13 protein-coding genes are annotated in these 19,523 nt (G+C 49.0%); 2 read left to right on the top strand and 11 right to left on the bottom strand.

Annotated features, from left to right (window positions below):
* Positions 1–150: 150 nt before the first annotated feature.
* Positions 151–1,050 carry an EamA family transporter gene (locus L1285_RS12395; protein WP_235412572.1) on the bottom strand — a complete coding sequence of 300 codons (900 nt, stop codon included), beginning with the start codon at positions 1,048–1,050 and terminating at the stop codon, positions 151–153.
* 491 nt (positions 1,051–1,541) lie between these two features.
* Between L1285_RS12395 and L1285_RS12390 the strand changes: the two genes are divergently transcribed.
* Positions 1,542–3,758 carry a TonB-dependent receptor gene (locus L1285_RS12390; protein ID WP_235412571.1) on the top strand — a complete coding sequence of 739 codons (2,217 nt, stop codon included), beginning with the start codon at positions 1,542–1,544 and terminating at the stop codon, positions 3,756–3,758.
* 103 nt (positions 3,759–3,861) lie between these two features.
* On the opposite strand, the gene L1285_RS12385 is transcribed toward L1285_RS12390, so the two are convergent.
* The 7 genes from L1285_RS12385 to glk all read right to left on the bottom strand — a co-directional run bounded on the left by L1285_RS12385 (position 3,862) and on the right by glk (position 13,630).
* Positions 3,862–5,736: a S8 family serine peptidase gene (locus L1285_RS12385; protein ID WP_235412570.1), complete on the bottom strand. Its 1,875-nt coding sequence runs from the start codon at positions 5,734–5,736 to the stop codon at positions 3,862–3,864.
* 444 nt (positions 5,737–6,180) lie between these two features.
* On the bottom strand, positions 6,181–7,608 hold the full coding sequence (locus L1285_RS12380; protein ID WP_235412569.1) for a YfcC family protein: 1,428 nt from the start codon (positions 7,606–7,608) through the stop codon (positions 6,181–6,183).
* A gap of 196 nt (positions 7,609–7,804) precedes the next feature.
* Entirely contained in the window at positions 7,805–8,809 is a 1,005-nt protein-coding gene (gene gap / locus L1285_RS12375; protein WP_046003174.1) for a type I glyceraldehyde-3-phosphate dehydrogenase, read from the bottom strand.
* A gap of 17 nt (positions 8,810–8,826) precedes the next feature.
* Entirely contained in the window at positions 8,827–9,447 is a 621-nt protein-coding gene (locus tag L1285_RS12370) for a bifunctional 4-hydroxy-2-oxoglutarate aldolase/2-dehydro-3-deoxy-phosphogluconate aldolase (protein WP_235412568.1), read from the bottom strand.
* A gap of 23 nt (positions 9,448–9,470) precedes the next feature.
* A complete protein-coding gene (gene edd / locus L1285_RS12365) occupies positions 9,471–11,324 on the bottom strand; it encodes a phosphogluconate dehydratase (protein WP_235412567.1) in 1,854 nt (617 codons plus the stop codon).
* Positions 11,325–11,585: 261 nt separating this feature from the next.
* The gene (locus L1285_RS12360) at positions 11,586–12,599 is read right to left on the bottom strand and encodes a LacI family DNA-binding transcriptional regulator (RefSeq protein WP_235412566.1); all 1,014 of its coding nucleotides are present in this window, start codon (positions 12,597–12,599) and stop codon (positions 11,586–11,588) included.
* A 14-nt stretch (positions 12,600–12,613) separates the two neighbouring features.
* On the bottom strand, positions 12,614–13,630 hold the full coding sequence (gene glk / locus L1285_RS12355; RefSeq protein WP_046003178.1) for a glucokinase: 1,017 nt from the start codon (positions 13,628–13,630) through the stop codon (positions 12,614–12,616).
* Between the two features lie 388 nt (positions 13,631–14,018).
* On the opposite strand from glk, the gene L1285_RS12350 reads away from it, so the two are divergent.
* On the top strand, positions 14,019–15,041 hold the full coding sequence (locus L1285_RS12350) for a LacI family DNA-binding transcriptional regulator (RefSeq protein WP_235412565.1): 1,023 nt from the start codon (positions 14,019–14,021) through the stop codon (positions 15,039–15,041).
* A 9-nt stretch (positions 15,042–15,050) separates the two neighbouring features.
* Here L1285_RS12350 and L1285_RS23870 read toward each other — a convergent pair whose 3' ends face one another.
* From L1285_RS23870 to L1285_RS12335, 3 genes are all read right to left on the bottom strand, one after another.
* Positions 15,051–17,354, bottom strand: coding sequence for a methyl-accepting chemotaxis protein (locus tag L1285_RS23870; protein ID WP_235412564.1), 2,304 nt, complete (start codon positions 17,352–17,354; stop codon positions 15,051–15,053).
* Positions 17,355–17,449: 95 nt separating this feature from the next.
* A complete protein-coding gene (locus tag L1285_RS12340) occupies positions 17,450–18,376 on the bottom strand; it encodes an ABC transporter substrate-binding protein (protein WP_235412563.1) in 927 nt (308 codons plus the stop codon).
* Positions 18,377–18,487: 111 nt separating this feature from the next.
* Positions 18,488–19,519 carry a 2-oxoacid:ferredoxin oxidoreductase subunit beta gene (locus L1285_RS12335; protein WP_235412562.1) on the bottom strand — a complete coding sequence of 344 codons (1,032 nt, stop codon included), beginning with the start codon at positions 19,517–19,519 and terminating at the stop codon, positions 18,488–18,490.
* Between the last annotated feature and the right edge of the window lie 4 nt (positions 19,520–19,523).

Raw genomic sequence — 19,523 nt, 5'->3', positions numbered from 1 at the left:
TTTCACATTGGGCAGGGATACTCAAGGGACTTAGACCAATTGTCTAGCGCAGATTGCTGCAGGACGAACAAAATTCGCTCACCTTGTCAGAATATTCGAATTAGCGCGGCAAATTGCTCAATTTACCCTCACCTTTGCCCGGTCTCATTGTCAGCTGGCTTTTCGCTTGAACCCAGTCCTGCCAGAGAAAAACAAACACAACCGCTCGCCCAGAACGGAAAATGTCAGGCCACTGAGGATCACGGCACCGCCGACCACCTCAAACAGGCTTATCTGTTCACCCAGGATCACGCTGGCCCCTATCATACCCACCAAAGGGATCAACAAAGCAAACGGCGTCACTGCCGCAGCGCGATGTTTGCCAAGTAACCAGCCCCACAAAGCAAACGCCAGCAAGGTGGAAACGGGCCCTACATAGAGTAACGCTAACCAGGTTTGCGCACTGGTATTTTGGATCAGGGCAACCGGTACATTACTTTCAAGATTATAAGACAAAACGAACAAAGGCAGTGGTGCGACAGCGCTGACCCAGACCATAAAATGCAGTAAATTAACTTGCTTTAGCTGTTTCATAATGAGATTGGACACCGCCCAACTCAAAGCCGCACACAGTATCAACGCCATGCCATACAAAGTGACACTGCCTGTCTCGCTCAAAAAGAACATACCAAACCCAGTGCACGCAATGGCCGCACCGGCGACCTGAAACCGACTTGCCTGTTCTTTCAACACCAGTGCACTGAGCACAATCGTAAACACCACCTGAGCCTGAAGTAATAACGATGCAATGCCCGCTGAAGCATCTTTTTCCATTGCCACAAACAGCAGACCAAACTTAATCACACCTAGAAACAAGCCCACACCCAGCACATGCCACACCGGCGTCTTGGGAAAGGGAATAAAAAATATGGCGGGCAGTGCCACAATTAAGAAGCGTAAGCCAGAGAACAAGATAGGCGGCAGCTCCGCAAGGCCCAGTTTGATCACTGAAAAGTTAATCCCCCACACCGCCACGACCAGCAGTGCACACAAAGTGCTTTTTAAATCCATACTCCCTTCCTGGCCTTACGACTTTTTCACCCTAATTCGGGTCCAATGCATAGCACCACGCTAGCATAAATTTCACGACAAGAGCAAAACGGGTTACGCCGTTTATTTTCATTTTTGAAATAATCATTTTAATTACTGCCACTTTTTACTAAAAAGGTACATTCATGTAAATTTACCTAATTAGCAGACAAAGCAATGCAACAATTCGCTAAAATAAAAAAATTAAACCATTTTTCATTGCAAAATTATTTCATTCCATTGTAGAATGCACGCCCAACCGAATAGCAGCTTTTGCTGACCTTTCATTCTTAAAATTCTTGTTAATAAAAGTCGTGCAGTCCCCATATGGTGATTGCTTTTTTGTGCGCGTCAATTTTATAAATGTCAAAAGTCAGCTCAGCGATAGCCATTCAACCAGGTTGGCGACTACCCTCGCAGAAACCACCACACACGAGATTTAAAATTAACCGTTTCTAACTTGAGGAACATACATGAGCACCACAGCACGCAATCTTACTCCGATCGCAACCGCCATGGCACTGGCAATGGCCGGCTTATCTTCAGCCCCAGTTTTGGCTGAAGAAGCACAAGCTGAGAAATCAAAAATCGAAGCTATCACGGTAACCGCGACCAAGCGTTCGCAGGTTATCTATGAAGTACCGATCGCTATGAGTGCATTCTCAGGAGATGATCTGGATGCACAAGGTATCTCAGACATCACTGATGTGGGCAAATTTGTTCCAAACCTGAATATTACTGGCTTCTCAGCAGGTCACAACTCCTCTGCCAACCCGTTTATTCGCGGTATTGGTTTACAGGACCACCTGATCACCACAGATCCTGGCGTAAGCGTTTATGTTGATGGTGTTTACCTGGGCCGCCAGGTTGGCCAAAACTGGAACCTGGCCAACATCGAACGTATTGAAGTACTGCGTGGTCCTCAGGGTACGCTGTATGGCCGTAACTCAATCGGTGGCGCCATTAACATCATCACTAAGCAACCAGATCAGGAAGCTGTGACTAAGGTGAGCGCCGAGACAGGCACACGTGGACGTGTTAAAGCCAGCATGTTTACCAACCAGGCCGTAACCGATACACTTGCGTTTAACTTCAACATGGGCTTTAACCGCCGCGGTGGTTTAGGTGAGTTCACCAACCTGCCAAATGCTGAGTACGATGTAGGTGAGAACCAGGAATTCCACGGCCGTGTCTCTGTTAAATACACCCCTACTGATGACCTGCGCCTGGTACTGACGGCTGACGCCAACGATGGCGAAGGTGGTACTCGTCCGTTTACTGTGTTAATCGACGAGATGCCGGAAGGCCGCCTTTATAAAGCCGGCTTGCGCAATGCGATGGTTGCCGCCGACCCTTACGACAACGCGACCAGCAGCATCAACACTGCAACCGTTTCAAACAAAGCAAACGGACTTTCACTGACTGCTGAATACGACATCAACGCCGATTATGGAACCAAGTTTATCTTCAGTAAGCGCTCATCAGAATATAAAGCCGGTCTGGATGACGACGGCACTGCAGTCGCGCTTGATCACTACCCTGAGCGTGGCGAAGCAGATCAAACCTCTGTTGAACTGCAACTGACAGGCTACCTGGGCCGTGCTGACTTTGTAACCGGTATTTACTGGTTTAACGAAGAAGGCAGCAACCGTCAAAGTCCGGACGAAGCAAGCTTTGATGGTGGTCCAACTAAACTGGAGCTGGATCAGGAAACGACCAGTCGCGCAGTATTCTTTAACCTGGGCTATGACCTGACAGATGACTTGCGCCTCAGTGGTGGTGTGCGTTACACAGAAGATGAAAAAACGGCATCTACTAATGTATTCGACCCTGTTGGCACCATTTACTCAAGCAAAGACTGGGATGAGATTTCATGGGAAGTTGCCGCGAATTATACCTTTGAGAATGGCCTTAACTGGTACGGTACCATTCAGACTGGTTACCAGTCTGGTCAATACCCTGCCCGCCCATACTTCCTGATCGGTCAGTTCTTTGGTGAGGGTGGCTTTGATAACCCAAATGCCGCAGCAGCTGTACGCGCAAATAATGCCTTCATGGCAAGCGAAAACATCAGCGCAATCAATTATGAAACGGGTTTTAAAGGCCAGCTAACTAACGACTTCAGCATGAGCGTGGCATTTTTCAATACTGAATATGAAGACCTGCCATATCAGGTTAACGTAGTAACAGACTCAGGCTTCGACACCAACAACCTGATCGTTGAACAAACGTCACGTGGTATCGAATTTGAAAGCACCTACTACGTCACAGACCAATTTACTCTGCACTCAAGCTTCGGCTTTATGGATGTAGATGTAGAAGAGCAAAATGGCATCAAGCCGGTTGCACCTCTGACGCCAGAGTGGACTGCATCAATCAGCCCGTCTTATGAGTTTGAACTGGACAACAACGCAACGGTAAACACCCGTTTTGATGTTTCATTCCGCGACAGCATGTATGGTGAGCCTAGCTCAGATCCGCGCCGTATGACTCAAATTGATGACCGTACCACAGTAAACTTTGATATTTCATACGCGCCAGCCAACGCGAACTGGGATATCTCGCTGTATGGCCGCAACATCTTTGATGAGCGTTACGACGATGCACGTCTCAACACCGGCGACTACATCCTGGTTATTAAGAGCAATGATGCCAGCGAATTCGGCGTTCGTTACCGCGCAACATTCTAAGCCCGATAAGTCGTTATAAAAGGCATAAAAAAAGCAGCGCTTCAATTCATTGAGCACTGCTTTTTTTTAAGCTAACTAAATAGCCTCATATCCCGCACCAAACCTACAGCACTTTTTTCTTTGTGACTTTGCTCTTATGACCAAGAATACGGATAGACCAGCTTTGTAGCACACCCGCCTCTTGGTTATTGTCTAACTGATGGTATCGGCTACCCGTATTTAAGTCATAAATGCCAAGTACGCGTGTTTCATTACTCATGTCTGTAATATGCAGTTTCCACTGACCGCTTCCGGCGTTGGCTTTTTCATCCCAGAACTTGTAGCTGAGCATCAAGTGGTCCGTGTAGCCATCCTGACTCCCCGGTGATTGCTCAGGCAAACCCAGGTGCTGGCCAACCAGGTTATTGAACGGCGACATCAAAATGCTGCGAGTACCACTGGGTGACTCCAGCTCTACTTTCAAATCAGAAATACGTGCATGCTGTGCATTTAACCGGATCTGAACACCTTCAATGAACAGATCATCCGTGACATTAATAGTGGCGGTTGTCGTCTGGCTGGCGTCATCAGCAATGGTCGTATTAACGGCTTCATTCAAGCCATACCAGGGCGTTTTAACCAGCTCAGAAGGCAATTGCTCAATGGCGTAGCGACGTACCAATTCAGTTGCTTTATCCACATCAATCAGGCCAAAACCGTAGTACGGCGAGAAGGTGTGGCCTGCAGCATTGGTACTCCAGCCTTCTAAGGCGGTAATGCCATTCACGTCAATATCGGCACGTGTTGGGTCCACTTTTGTGGCTGTGCGCGCCAACAGGTGGCGAATGTCACGAGGCGTGAGATCATGGTTTTGTTGCTGCGCAGCAGACAACAACAAGGCAATCGCGCCGGACGTATTCGGTGCTGCAGAAGACGTACCATTCATAAGTACAGTAAAATCATCGTAACTACTGCAGTCAAAGTTTGCATCGATGTTTTCCAGATACCAGGCACAGGAAATACGTGGCGCTGCGTGGCCTGGCGTGCCTCTGTCCAACCCACCCGGCGCCGTCAAAAACACGTTGCTGCCAACCGTAGAGTAGCTGGACAGCACACCGTCCGCACTGAGCGCACTTACTGCCAGGTTCCAGAAATTGGCTGGTGTGTAAAGCGAGTTACCATTTGCCCAGGGTAGCCCATGATTATCCCCAACCGGAAAGCTATAACCATAGAAGGCCAGCCCATTTTCTGAAAAATAATGAACACGCGAGTTCAGATACGAATTTCCCGCCGCTTGAACATATACTGCAGTACGGGGATCTTGTTCAGTCGACAGGGAGACCGCTTCGTAGATCTTCTCCTGCTCAGGCTGGCTGAACATCAGTACATCTTTGCCCTGATCATCTTTGACCGTCTTTGAAAAAGTATAAGGAAGACTGACCGCCGGGCTCATGCCATAACTTTTGTTGAAGATGCGGATCCGATCTGTGGTTGAGTTGTCCGAGACGTCGCCATCATAGCCATGACTGATTTGCCACTGCTCATGACTTTCAAACGTCCCGCCAAAGTTAGCAAACGCCGTTACCTTAGCCATTGGTGCAACACCACGTACACCGACGTTGTTTTGTACCGCAGCGATAATCCCGGCCACCAAAGTACCGTGATCATCATTTGCATCAGGGTCAGGATAGATGTGTGGATCATCTATCGTATTGGCGTCCAGATCTGCATGTTCCATGTCAACGCCCGAGTCCACAACGGCAACCAGCACATCCTGCCCTTTATGACCCCAGATATGAGTTTGCCATAAATTCAAATCTATGCCAGATTGGGTATTATCCAGCGCACCCGAGTTTAGTAAATTCCACTGTAGGGCCAGCATGGGGTCGCCATTTGGGTCAAGCCAGCGATGCTGGTAATCACGGTCTGTTGTTGCTGATGCACTCATGCTGAGCAGTGCGGCGATGAGGCCGGCAAGAGGCTGTTTCTTTATTTTCATTTCAAGTTCCTTTTTTGGGTTCAAATTACTTCTAGCACTTCAACTTCTCTATTGTCAAGAAATGAGTTACTAAAATTTATCCCCGCATTAACATTTTAAGATGAATAATACCAATTTGCTTAATTAAGTGTTCTATTTTGAGGCGAGAAAATATGTTCGATAACCAGGCAAAAATTTTGCTATTTAGTTGTTCTAAATAAGAAATTTTTAACACAGTTAGCGTCATATTTGCTCCGTCAAATTGAACAGGTATTAAGTGAAATTGGTATAACAACCTGATTGATCTGTTTTATGGCTGTAAGTTGCTATAGCTGGATAGGGGTGACAAGCTGCATTTAACCGTATTGATTGGCTGAGCTGGGTATGTAAATAAAGACAGGGTCGCTAAGTTCTTCAGGGGAGAGTCCCCGCAGAGCACAGGCTCTGCGGGATGTGTTGTTATGATTAAGACTGGATTTGCGCAGTGGTTTCTACTTTTGGCTGCACATCTTCACCGTATCCAAACGTGACCGCCAGTACGAGTACGACAGAGGCGGCGAGCATCAGTTTGCCAAACAGGGGCAGACAGAATCGGAACCACAAGTGGTAAGGCACACCTGCCATACCTATGATCCCCATCAGAACCGCATTGGTTGGAATAATCATATTCGAGAAGCCATCGCCAAACTGATAGGCAAGGACTGCGACCTGACGATAGACACCAATAATGTCACCTACGGGCGCCATCAGAGGCATAGTCACATAGGCCTGACCACTGCCCGATGGGATAAACAGATTTAGCAAGGTTTGCATAATGAACATGCCGACGGCTGCCAGTTCAGCGCCTAAATGCGACAAAGGTGATGACATGGCGTAAACCAGCGTATGCAGTATTTGACCATCTTCCATGATCAGAGCAATACCCCGTGCGACACCAATCAGGATAGCGGTACTTGCCAAATCTTTAACACCTTCGATAAATTCGTTTGCAGCGCGATCTGCGCCGATTTGGCCCACTATTGTGGTAAAGATACCCCAGAAAATAAACACCGCGCCCAGTTCATACAGATACCAGCCTTTTTGAGAGATACCCCAAACCGCAGTGACAATGGCCGCAATCAGGCCAAATAAGATCATTTGATGACGTTTATTGAGTGTCGGATAATTTGCCTCAGCGGTACCGGCTAAAGGACAAGGCAGGCCTTTGGTCAGAGATAATTCCGGGTTGGCCTGTACCTTTTTAGCGTAGCTCCATACATGGTGGAAACCAATTAATACGAACGGCAGGAAAATCGCCAGGCGCAGCTCAATACCCGAATAAACCGGAATGTCTGCCACCTTTTGCGCCACCATCACAGTGAACGGGTTAAAGGCAGATACGCCGTAACCAATACCGTAGCCCGTGACCACCATGCCCACGGCGGTCATCGCATCCAGACGCATAGCCTTACACAGGCCCACCAGGATTAGTACAAAAGGAATATACTCGCCCGCTGTACCAATCGCACCTGAAGCCAGCGCAAAACAAAACACCACCATAAAGATCAGAATGTTTGGCTTGTGACCAAAGCGCTCAAGTAAACGACCAATCAAGGCATCAATGGTGCCGGTAGCACGCGCGATGGCCAGTACACCACCGACAATGAAAACAAAGAAAATGACATCCTGTGCAGCGGCAAACGCGCGCGGAATGGCAACCAGGAAGTCCATGGGCGTTAAGCGAGTTTGCGCCTCGGCAAGCGCATAGGTGCCTGGCACAACGGCCTGACGACCATTATCGAGTGTGACAGTATCGAAGAAACCTTGCGGGACCAACCAGGTCGCAAGATAAGCCACCAACATCATAGACAGTAGCAGGATGAGCGTATGGGGAACTTTAAACCCTTCTTTCATGTTATTTCTTTGTCGTTAACTAAAATTGTGCGCAGTGTAATAAAAATTGACCCTATGGTGCAAACACCACGCGGCTAATAGCCCAACTTTGGCGTTAAAAAAGGTAAACAAAATAGTGGTGCTTAACCGGCCACAAAAAAGCCCTGCATTATGCAGGGCTGATATGGCGCAAGAAACATTTGCTTACGAGCTGAGCTTACAAAAAGCCGCCCAGTACTTTTACCTGATCAAGCATACGATTTGAGAAACCCCATTCGTTGTCGTACCAGGCCATTACTTTAACCAGCTTGCCATCTACTTTGGTCTGAGTCGCATCAAAGATTGACGATGCCGGATGATGATTGAAATCGACAGAAACCAGCGGCAAGGTGTTATATTCAAGAATGCCCGCCATTGCGCCTTCAGCTGCGCCTTTTAGGATCTCGTTGACTTCCTCAGCAGAGGTTTCACGCTTGGCAATAAAGGTCAGGTCAACCAAAGATACATTCACGGTAGGTACACGTACAGCCATACCATCCAGTTTACCCGCAAGTTCAGGCAACACCAGGCCTACCGCTTTAGCAGCACCGGTTTTGGTCGGGATCATCGACTGCGTTGCACTGCGCGCGCGGTACAGATCTTTGTGGTACACGTCACACAGGTTTTGGTCATTGGTGTAGGCATGAATGGTGGTCATGCTACCCTGTTCAATACCGATAGTATCGTTAAGCGCTTTGGCCACTGGCGCCAAACAGTTAGTAGTACAAGACGCGTTTGAAATGATATTGCAATCTGCATTAAGCACTTCACTGTTTACGCCATGCACTACGGTGGCATCCATATCTGTACCAGGGGCAGATACGATGACTTTTTTCGCACCCGCGGCGATGTGCTTGCCCGCTGTTTCGCGTGAAGTAAACAAGCCAGTACATTCAAGCACGATGTCTACGTTCAGGTCACGCCAGGGTAATTGGGCAGGGTCGCGCTCCTGAGTCAGTGTGATTTCGTCTTCACCGATGACGAGCGTATTGTCTTTTAGTTCAACCGGGAAGTTAAAACGCCCATGTACAGAATCAAACTGCGTCAGGTGCGCGTTGGTTTGCGCTGGTGCCAAGTCGTTAATAGCAACAATCTTTACCTGATCATTCTGACCTGATTCATACAGTGCTCTGAGTACATTTCGACCGATACGGCCATAGCCATTAATTGCAATATTAATCATAACCCTATTCCCCTAAATTAGTTTACTTCACTTGCTTGTCGAGCAAGCGCTTCAATGGCTTGCCAGTCTTTGTTTGCGATCAGTGTTTTATCCAGCATCCAGGTTCCGCCAACACAGATCACATTTTTAAGTGCCAGATAGTTAGGCGCTGTCTCCAGGCTTATTCCACCAGTTGGACAAAACGTTACCTGAGGAAGCGGACCGCCAATTGATTTCAGCATGGCAGTACCACCGGCAGCCTCTGCCGGGAAAAACTTCAGAAATTGAAAACCCTGTGCAGCCAGCTCCATCGCTTCGCTTGGCGTTGCGGCACCCGGCAGAAACGGAATGTCCGAGTCTTTTGCCAGCGCCAGTAGCTCAGAGCTAACGCCCGGGCTCACCATAAAATCAGCACCGGCCTCGACGGAAGCATCGAATGATGCTTTGTCAACGACGGTTCCTGTCCCGACGTAGGCCTCTGGCACCGCTTCTTTCATGGCTTTAACCGCTTGTGCAGCAACCGGTGTGCGCAACGTTACTTCCAGTGCACGCAAGCCACCACGATATAGCGCCTGTGCCAATGGCACGGCATCTTCCAGGTCATCAATGACGATAACAGGTACTACCGGCGCCGCTGATAAAATCTCTTTAATGCTCATAATGTCCTCATTCCCAGTTGCTGTTATTCTTCTATGCCGAATGCACTTGCACCTAAATCGGCGCTGCTGACAATATTTCTGAAGCCGCTAAATAGTTCACGACCCGTACCAAAAGTTGGCCCTACTTCAGTTAATTCAATTTCTCGCTGTGCCAGCTCTTCATCGCTGACATGCAGAACCAATTCACCTTTAGGTGCATCCAGCGTGATCAAATCGCCCTCGCGCACTTTTGCAATTGGTCCGCCTTCAACGGCTTCTGGTGCCAGGTGAATAGCCGCAGGCACTTTACCCGATGCACCTGACATCCGGCCGTCTGTGACAATAGCGACTTTGAAGCCTTCGTCCTGCAAGCTTGCCATCACTGGCGTCAACTTATGTAGCTCAGGCATCCCTTTTGCCTTCGGACCTTGCTCTTTCAGTACGGCAATGAAGTCCTGGTTTAGCTCGCCACGGGTATACGCTTCTTGCAATGCAGCTTGTGAACTGAATACTTTGGCAGGCGCCGAGACCACCTGATGTTGCTCTGCAACCGCCGATACCTTGATCACTGACTTGCCTAAGTTACCGCTTAGCAGCTGCAAACCACCCTGTTTGTTAAATGGATTCGATACCGGTCTGAGTACCTCTTCATCCAAAGAGTCTGCCGGGCAATCTACCCACTTCACTTTCGCAGGACCCGTGCTGTCAGTCATGATGAGTGTCGGGTCAACATCCAGTACTGGCTCCTGGGTGTAGGCATCTAAACCTTCACCGACGATGGTTTTAACATCATTGTGCAGGTAACCGGCATCACGCAATTCGCGCATCAAGAAGCCCATACCACCGGCAGCCTGGAAGTGATTCACATCGGCTGAACCATTGGGATAGATACGTGTCAGTAATGGCACCACTTCAGACAAGTCGGCCATGTCTTTCCAGGTGACTTGAACACCTGCGGCCTTGGCCATCGCTACCAGGTGGATAGCATGGTTGGTAGACCCACCCGTTGCCAGCAAACCAACCAGGCCGTTAATGACGGTTTTTTCACTAACGACATCCGCCAGACTGTTAACCGGCCCATCGCCCAACAGTTGCTTCAACATGGTCTCAACCGCACTGGCTGTAAGGCCTTCGCGTAATTCGGTGTACGGGTTGATAAATGAACTGCCCGGTAAATGCAGGCCCATGATTTCCATCAGCATCTGGTTTGAGTTGGCGGTGCCATAGAAAGTACAGGTACCCGCACTGTGGTAAGACGCACTTTCTGCTTCCAGCAACTCTTCACGGCTGACCAGCCCTTGCGCAAACTTCTGTCTGACGCGTGCCTTTTCTTTGTTTGGAATACCCGACTGCATTGGACCGGCAGGCAGGAAGTAAATAGGAAGATGACCAAATGACAGCGCGCCAATCAGTAACCCCGGGACGATTTTGTCGCATACGCCAAGACAAAACACGCCGTCAAACACATCGTGTGACAGGGCAACCGCCGTCGACATTGCGATGACGTCACGAGAGAACAGCGACAACTCCATGCCATCACGGCCTTGCGTTACACCGTCACACATCGCAGGGACACCACCGGCAACCTGCGCTGTGGCATCAAACTTTTCGGCAATGGCTTTGATTTGATCTGGGTATTCTTTATAAGGGACATGGGCAGACAACATGTCGTTGTAGGCATTGATGATCGCCAGGTTTGGCTGTTCATCGGCTTTTAATCTGGCTTTGTCACTGCTCGAACAGGCCGCCATCACGTGTGCCAGGTTACCACAGCCTAGTCCGGCTCTGACGCGAGTTTGTTTTTTTGCTTCTTCTATGCGCTCAAGATAGGCCTGACGAGATTGCTGACTGCGGGTGATAACGCGTTGAGTGACTTCATGAATTCGAGGATGCAACATAATTCAACTCTCTATTGTTAGAGGAAAAGGCTCAGTACAGCTCTCCCTGTACTGAGCAGCTTTGATTTACCCGTTCAAAGGTACGCTGTCAGGTTGTCTCTCACCCCAACCTGACACCGGTGTCACTATATTTACTCATGTTTCTGACACCGGTGTCAACCCTTACATTAAATTTAGTCTAAATTTCATCAGTGACCAAATAATGAACAAAAAAAGCCCGACCAATGATGGCCGGGCTTTGGGCAAGTATAAAAATGGGATTTAGTGGTTTGCGGCCGTTGATTCGCGGGTGATCAGGCGCGCCTCCAGGACACACTGATAAACCGTGTCCTGCGGCTCTGAGATCTGCAATATCAGTTGCTCTACCGCCTGACGAGTCATCTCTTCCACTGGTTGTGCAATGGTCGTCAGACCCGGCCAGATATGTCTGGCGATCGGCGCGTTATCGAACCCTGCAATGGACAAATCTTCCGGTACCCGCAACTGGCGTTGTGTCGCCAGCTTCAGTACCGCAGCCGCCATGTAGTCGTTTGATGCGAATACCGCAGAGGGCCTGGGGGTTAAATCTAATATCGCTTTGGCGCTGTCAGCCCCGGAGTGATAACTGAAGTTACCCTCGGCGACAAGTCGCTCTTGCAATGGAATTTGGTGCTGTTCAAGCGCCCGTTTATATCCGTTAAAACGGTTTTCTGTGGCGCTGTGATCCGGATGGCCTTTAATAAACGCAATGTCGGTGTGTCCAAGCGCAATCAGGTGCTCGGTTAGCTCAAAGGCACCCTGCTCGTCATTGCTACAAACAGAAATTGAATCATCGTCCTGAATAGCAGATGCCACCAGCGCGTAATTGATGTTCTTTCGTTTTAGAAACTCGATTAACTCCCGAGAGTCCGAAAACGGCGGTGTCAACACCAGCCCATCAAGACGAGACGTGGTCAGCAATTGATCGATATTGTCAATCAACGCTTCGCCCCTGAGTTCACACGGGTGGATCAGTAAGTTGTAATTGTGCTTATGACACGCTTCTAACGCACCGCTTTGCACCCGGGTGATATAGCTTTTACTCGGGTTGTCGTACAAACAACCAATTATAAAGCTCTTATTACGCGCCAGTCCCCGGGCAATGGGGTTGGGTCGGTAGTCGAGCTCTTTAAACACCTTGAGCACTTTTTCTCGGGTTGCCGGGCTGACATTGGGCTCATTGTTCAGTACGCGGGATACGGTCTTTTTCGACACCCCCGCATACTGTGCGACGCTGTTAATGGTCACTTTCTTCATTACACTTGTCCTGACTATCTGGTACTCGCGCGCTCATGTAAACACGCAGCAGCACCAATCAAAGGAATATTTTCCTGCACCACTAAGGTAACGGGGATCTGGCCTGCATACTGGCTCATCGGTCCTTTGGTAACAAAGCGCTCTGTAAACTGACTTGATTTTAGTCGCTCGGCCATGCGCGGTAAAATACCACCACCAATAAACACCCCACCCAGAGCACCGAAGGTTAAAGACAGATCGCCCGCCACACTGCCAATCCAGTCGCAGAAATGATTTAAGGTAGCATCGCAAATATCGCACTCAGCGGCACGTTCACTGATCTGCGCTGCACTTAATCGCTCAGCAGGCACACCTTTTACTTTTGCCATTGCCTGATATAAATGCGCCAGACCACGACCTGAAAACACTTCTTCAACAGAGACATGGGCAATCTCTTGCTTGAGCGCGGCCAGCAGTTGCTGATCCAGCTCAGTGACTGCGGCCAGACTGATATGGCCAGCTTCACAGCTCATCACCGCGCTGCCGTTAATGTCGCGGGCCAGACACGCTGCGCCAAACCCGGTCCCCGGCCCCATCACCGCAATATTGGCTCCCGCCTGGGCCTGACCTGATTTTATTTCTATGTTTTGTTTTGGATCCAGGTAAGGTGCGGCGTAGGCAAAGGCAGCAAAATCATTGATGACGGCCAATTCATTGAAACCAAATTGCTGTTTAATATCCTGACTATTGAACTGCCAACCCAGATTGGTCAGATAAACCTGCTGTGCTTTTACAGGACCCGCAACAGCCAAACACGCGCGTGTTGGTTTGGCAATTGGCAGTTCATTAAGGTAGCGACTGATGGCAGTTTCAAAAGAGGGGAATTCGGCGCTAGGATACGTAGACTGATGACTAATAATAAACTGATTGGTGCTCGAATCGTAATGGGTTACGACAGCAAAGCGGGCGTTGGTGCCGCCAATATCGGCAACGACAATGGGCTCAAAAGCCTGGTCTTTGTCATTCGAGCTATGAGGTGTTGTCTGGCTCATGTTGTTTTTCTCTTTTATCCGGGTGCACTGAGTGCACAACTTCCAAGGTAACTGGCTTGGGTGATGATGCCAAGATTCAGCAAGATAACTTTGCACGTTCAGCTGAAAAAATGCTGCCCCCGGAGGGACAGCCAATACGTTTTGACAACAAAATGATAAAACAGTGACATTATGACACCGGTGTCAGATGGAGGCAATAAAAATTTTCGCCCAATCGATGCGTCATTCACTAACTGAGCATTTTCACAGCAATTATTTTGCAGCGCGGTACTATTTTTAATGATCAGGTCGGTCAATTAGGCTCGCTGGGCAGCAACATGGAGATTGCGCTTGCAAATTTTATTCATTCGCTGACAATAATCAGGTTATCACTCAGAACAAATACACTATGAAACCAAAAGGCAAAGCCACTTCTTTTGATATCGCCCACTTTGCGGGTGTCTCTCAGTCTACCGTGTCGCGCGCGTTGCGAAACAGCCCGCTGGTAAATGACGAGACCCGGCGCCGCGTCTGGGAAGTCGCAAAGCAGCTCAATTATAAGGTCGACAAAAATGCCAGTAACCTGCGGACTCAGCAAAGCAGCACGCTGGCGCTGTTATTGTTTGAAGATCCGACCGGGGACGAGTCACAGATTAACCCTTTCTTTCTTAACATGCTCGGGAGCATCACCCGTGCCTGTGCAAAACAGGGCTACGACCTGCTGGTTTCATTTCAATCCTCCAGTCAGGACTGGCGAGCAGATTATGAAGACAGTCACCGTGCCGATGGCATTATTTTACTGGGTTATGGTGATTATATGGACTATCAGTCCCGGCTTCAGCAACTGCTTGCTCAGGACACCAAGTTTGTTTGCTGGGGTGCAACGGTCGATGGACGTGAAGATTTAACTGTAAGCTGTGATAATTATGGCGGCGGCAAACTGGCAGCCGAACACCTGTTACAGCAAAACCGCTCACAATATGTATTTATCGGTGATGCATCTGACCACAGTCCGGAGTTTTTTGCTCGCTTCAAAGGCTTTCGGGATACCCTGACAGCCCAGGGCCATAGCTTATCCGAGCGTCAAATCGCCAACGCTATCTCAACCGAAGAGTCTGGTTATCATGCTACTCGCTCCTTGCTGGCAAACAATATCCAGTTTGATGCCCTGTTCGCAGCCAGCGATCTGATAGCCATAGGTGCCCTGAAAGCACTGAAAGAGGCCGGTAAGGATGTGCCTGGCGATGTCGCCGTTGTCGGCTTTGACAATATTGCCGCAGCCAGTTTTATTTCACCAGCACTCACCACGGTACAGCAAAATACCACTCTTGCAGGACAAATGCTGGTTAACAACCTGCTTAATTTAATCAAAGGGGAAGCGGTAACAGATACTCTGCTACCACCCAAACTGATTGTGCGCAGATCCGCCTGAGCGCCTGCGCTATAAATGAAATTTACTGATCTGCTGCTTGAGCAATCGTGCATCCTCATCCGCAGCAGAGGCCATTTCGTTGACCTGTGTGATAATCGCGCAGTTAGCCTGCGCCAGGCTTGTAATGTCTGATAATTGTTGGGTAACGTCTTTGGCCACCGCACTTTGCTCTGTCGCCGCTGTTGCCATTTGCTCATTGAAGGCTTCAATTTTGCAAATTTGGTCGTTAATGTGCTGCAAAGAGTCCCGCGTGGAATCCGTTGAGGATAGGTTGTTTTCTGTTAGTGCATGCGCTTCCTGAATCGCCGACATCGCACTTGCCGAGCCACTTTGCAAACCTTGGATCATGCGGTTGATCTCTTCTGTCGACTGCTGTGTTCTTTGCGCCAAAGATCTGACCTCATCAGCCACCACAGAGAACCCCCTGCCCTGCTCTCCCGCTCGCGCGGCTTCTATCGCGGCATTCAATGCCAGTAAATTGGTTTGTTCGGCGATGGTCTGGATCACCTCCAGCACCTGGCTGATGTTATTGGATTGTTCCTGTAACGCCGTCATTTGTTGCATGGTCAGGTCCATCGCCTGCTCCAGGCTGCGGGATGACTGCATATTCTTGGCCACGTTACTCTTCCCCTGCTCAGACGCACTCACTGCATCGTGACTGGCTTCGCTGGTGAACTGCGCATTTTTTGCCACATCTTCTGAGGTCGCGGCCATTTGCTCCATTGCCGCAGCAATGTGCACCGTTAAATCCGTTTGCGTGTCGCTCTTGTTCGTCAGCTGTGCGAAATTGGCTTGTAGCTGGCCCATCTGGCTGGATAGCGTTTCGGCGCTACTATTCACCTGGTTCAAGGTATCGGCAAAGGTTTCAAACATAGAGTTTAACGCGCGCTCTACCTGCCCCATTTCATCCTGGCTATTTGACTCATCAAACCGCTGAATTAAATCCAGAGACGTCGCAACCCGATTAATGAACCGGCTCATCTTTTGAATGGGCGTTGCTATAATGTTACCTAGCAGCCAGGCGCAGAATAACGCAATGACTATCAGAATGGCTGTAATCATGGTCGCCATGGTGGTGATCTGGTATGTTATTTCCTCCACATCCGCAAAGGCTTCTGACTGATCCAGCTCACTCAACAGCGCCCAGGTTTTACCGTTAATTTCGACATAGGTATAAGCAGATGCCACCGCGACATTGCGATAATCTTTAATGATGGCAAAGCCAGTGCGACCCGACAGTGCCGCTTCTACTGCCTGCGTGCGAACGCTTTGCAAACCAACCGAGGTGTCGAACCTGTCTATTGCGGCAATCGTTTGTGGATCCACATTCGCGTTTTTGAGTACCTGCAAATAACCGGCTTTATCTTCCAGTAAAAAGCGACTCATGCTGCGCATTTTAAAGTCACTGCCCACCAGGTAGGTCTCGCCGGACTCTCCAAGCCCCCGTGCTTGCCAGTTCTGTTGATAAGTCAGAATATCATTGAGTCTGTCAATCGGCATTTGAAAAGCCAGCACAGCCAGAGTATCGCCGTCTTTAACTATTGGCGTCGCGACAAAGGACGCAGCCGCATTATAAGAAGGCAAATAAGGAGCAAAATCGACAAAAGCCACCTCACCGGAAGGGAGTGCTCTGGCGGCCCTGAACACCTCCCCAAGCCCACTTTGCGCATAAGGCCCGCGCAACAGTGAAGTTGCATAGTCCAGCTCTTTAAATACGGAATACACCACATGACCGCTCTGTGCGTCGACAATAAAGATATCGTAATACCCAAAGCGCTCTAAAAAGGCATTAAAAAAGGGATGGTGTAGCCGGTGAGCCGTGTCATAGCTGCTGCCATCTTGCAAACCGCTCAGGGCGTTTTTGCTGCCCAGTGGATGGGTATTTTGCGCAATGTACTTGTCCTGCCAGTATCTGGCAGGTTTATCCAATGCCCCTAACAGGCGTCGCGTATCCGTGGATGTACCGTTTCTTTGTGCAAATACCTGCCCAAACTCGTCACGGTAATAACGGCTCAGCGCCCCTTCATCAGGCTGTGGACCCACTTGCTTAAAGGTGTTGGTAAATTGGATTGCCGCATCACGAGTGGCTTCACTTTTGGCCAAAGTGAGCAACTGACCATTAATGAAGTCAAAGTACGCCGTTAACTGCTCTTTCTTTGCATCTCTGAGGCCCACCAGACGATGTTGGATCTGGCTGGTCAGCGTGTTGACCACATCTTTTTGGGTCACAATACCAATACTCACGGATAGAACAACGAGCGCAATAGTTACCAGAGTTGAGACGCTTACAATAAGTTTTAATTTGATGCTCACAGCACCCCCGGCGTCATCCTGACTTGTAAAATCGACAGGTATTAAAAGCTTAGTTCAAGATCTGCAATCATGTTGTTTTATTTAACTATGTCGGGCTAATTAATACACGCAACAAACCACTTACGCCATGTGGCCTGATTGTTTTCAAGCCAGTGTTTTGCAACCAGCGCTGGCGTAAAATTTTCCAGGTTAACCATGGCAGCCAGCTGCTCAAGCGTAGTGCTGTTCATATCAAACTGGCGTAGGCCCTTTGCCAGGCAAGGGTGCTGGTCAAAAAACTCTGTGCTGACAATTTTTTTTAGCCAGCCAGATTTGGGATTGCCGCAGTCAAACAAAAACTTGGGATTAACGCCCCAACCAGGTTCTGTTTCGCAGCGTACATCAAAGTCAGGGAATTCAACAAATTCGCCCGGATAGACCGCGCCCACCCAGTTTGGCGTCCAGTTAAACATTAATATGGGTTGCTTGATTTTGTGGGCAATGGCGAGCTTTTTCCACAAAGCCTCACCACTTTCGACCTGTTCAACCACAAACGGCAACTGCAATGCCCGGATCCTGGCCCTGTCAGGCTTTTCCCAGGGACCCGCAATGTACACGCCCTTCCCCTGAGAGCCAGGCCTGGCAAACACCTCAGCACACTGAAGCAATGCCTGCCAATGCGGCAGCCCGGGACAATGCTGCTTTACATACAAGGGATACCACCAGTCCTCGCGGGTTTTTAAACTATAGTCACCCAGATCAACAATCACCTGGCTTTGCATCAGCTGTGCGTATTTGTCTGCCATCGTGCCTTCCCAGACTTCAACCTGCACATCAGCCATCCCGGCTTTAAGCAAAAACCACTGGCCTTCTGTTTTTGCCTCAATAAACTCGGTCTGGTAACCCAACTCAGTAAAGATATTTGCAACAATGTGGGAAAGCACTTGCTGACTGGTCCAGTCGTTATAGAGGAGCTGTACTGGTTGCGTGGTGCTGATATTCAGCTGTAGTGACAACACCCAAAGGCCTATGGAAGTAACCATGTGTATGTTTATTTCACAACGAACTATTGCAACCAGTATAGGCCAAATATATGAGTTAGCCTCTTATTTATAGAAGCCTATACAGTTTCGTTCACACATCAGAATCCTGCATTACTCATGAAACCAATAACTACCACCAGTCAATAGCGCCTCAATACTGCCTTCTCCTTGACTTTCAATGCTGCTTTGCTGCTGTTCAATCATCCCCTGCTCGTAGGTTGGCTTTCGCAATTGTCTGAAAACCCCTACCGGCAAAGGTAACCCCTTATGCTGGAAACTACTCAGCAAGGCATCATATGCTTCATTATCACTGCCGGTCGTATGAACCAGTGCGTTGTCAGGTAAAGACTCACTGTTGACAGATACAACCTTTGCTTCCAGCCCGTCCAAAACAATGGCTTTTTTATCCGTACTCCCAAACACCAGAGGCTCACCGTCCACAAGCTGAACCGTTGCATCGTCCTTTGTATCCCGGGCTGTTGCGGCTTCAAAAGCGCCATCATTGAAGACATGGCAATTTTGATAAATTTCAACAAACGAAGCACCTTGGTGTTCTGCAGCTTGCTTTAAGATCTTCTGCAACCCTTTCGCATCTTTATCAATTGCTCTTGCCACAAAGGTCGCACCCGCATTTAACGCAAACGACACTGGGTCAACCGGCCCGGAAATACTGCCCAAAGGGCTGCTCTTTGTGACCTTGCCTTGCTCCGAAGTCGGTGAGTATTGACCTTTGGTTAGTCCATAAATTCGGTTGTTTATCAGCAGAATATTCACATTGATATTGCGTCTTAGTAAATGCAATAAATGATTTGCGCCGATACTAAGTGCATCTCCATCCCCGGTGATAACCCAGACTGACAGTTCCGGGTTTGCCAGCTTGATACCGGTTGCAACAGTGGGCGCTCGGCCATGCAATGTATGAAAGCCATAGGTGCTCAGGTAATAAGGCAGCCGGCTTGAGCAGCCGATACCCGATACAAAAACAAAATTCTCCTTCGGCGTATTTAACTCTGGCAGTACTTTTTGTATTCCAGCCAAAATGGCGTAATCGCCACACCCCGGACACCATCTCACTTCCTGATCAGATGCGAAGTCTGCTTTACTCAACTTAGTTACGACGTCTATTTTCTCTACAATACTCATGGTT

It is taken from the genome of Pseudoalteromonas sp. DL2-H2.2 (assembly GCF_021532535.1).
GTDB lineage: Bacteria > Pseudomonadota > Gammaproteobacteria > Enterobacterales > Alteromonadaceae > Pseudoalteromonas > Pseudoalteromonas rubra_A.
Note: the sequence above shows the minus strand (reverse complement) of the source record. Positions and strands in the feature narration are given on the sequence as shown.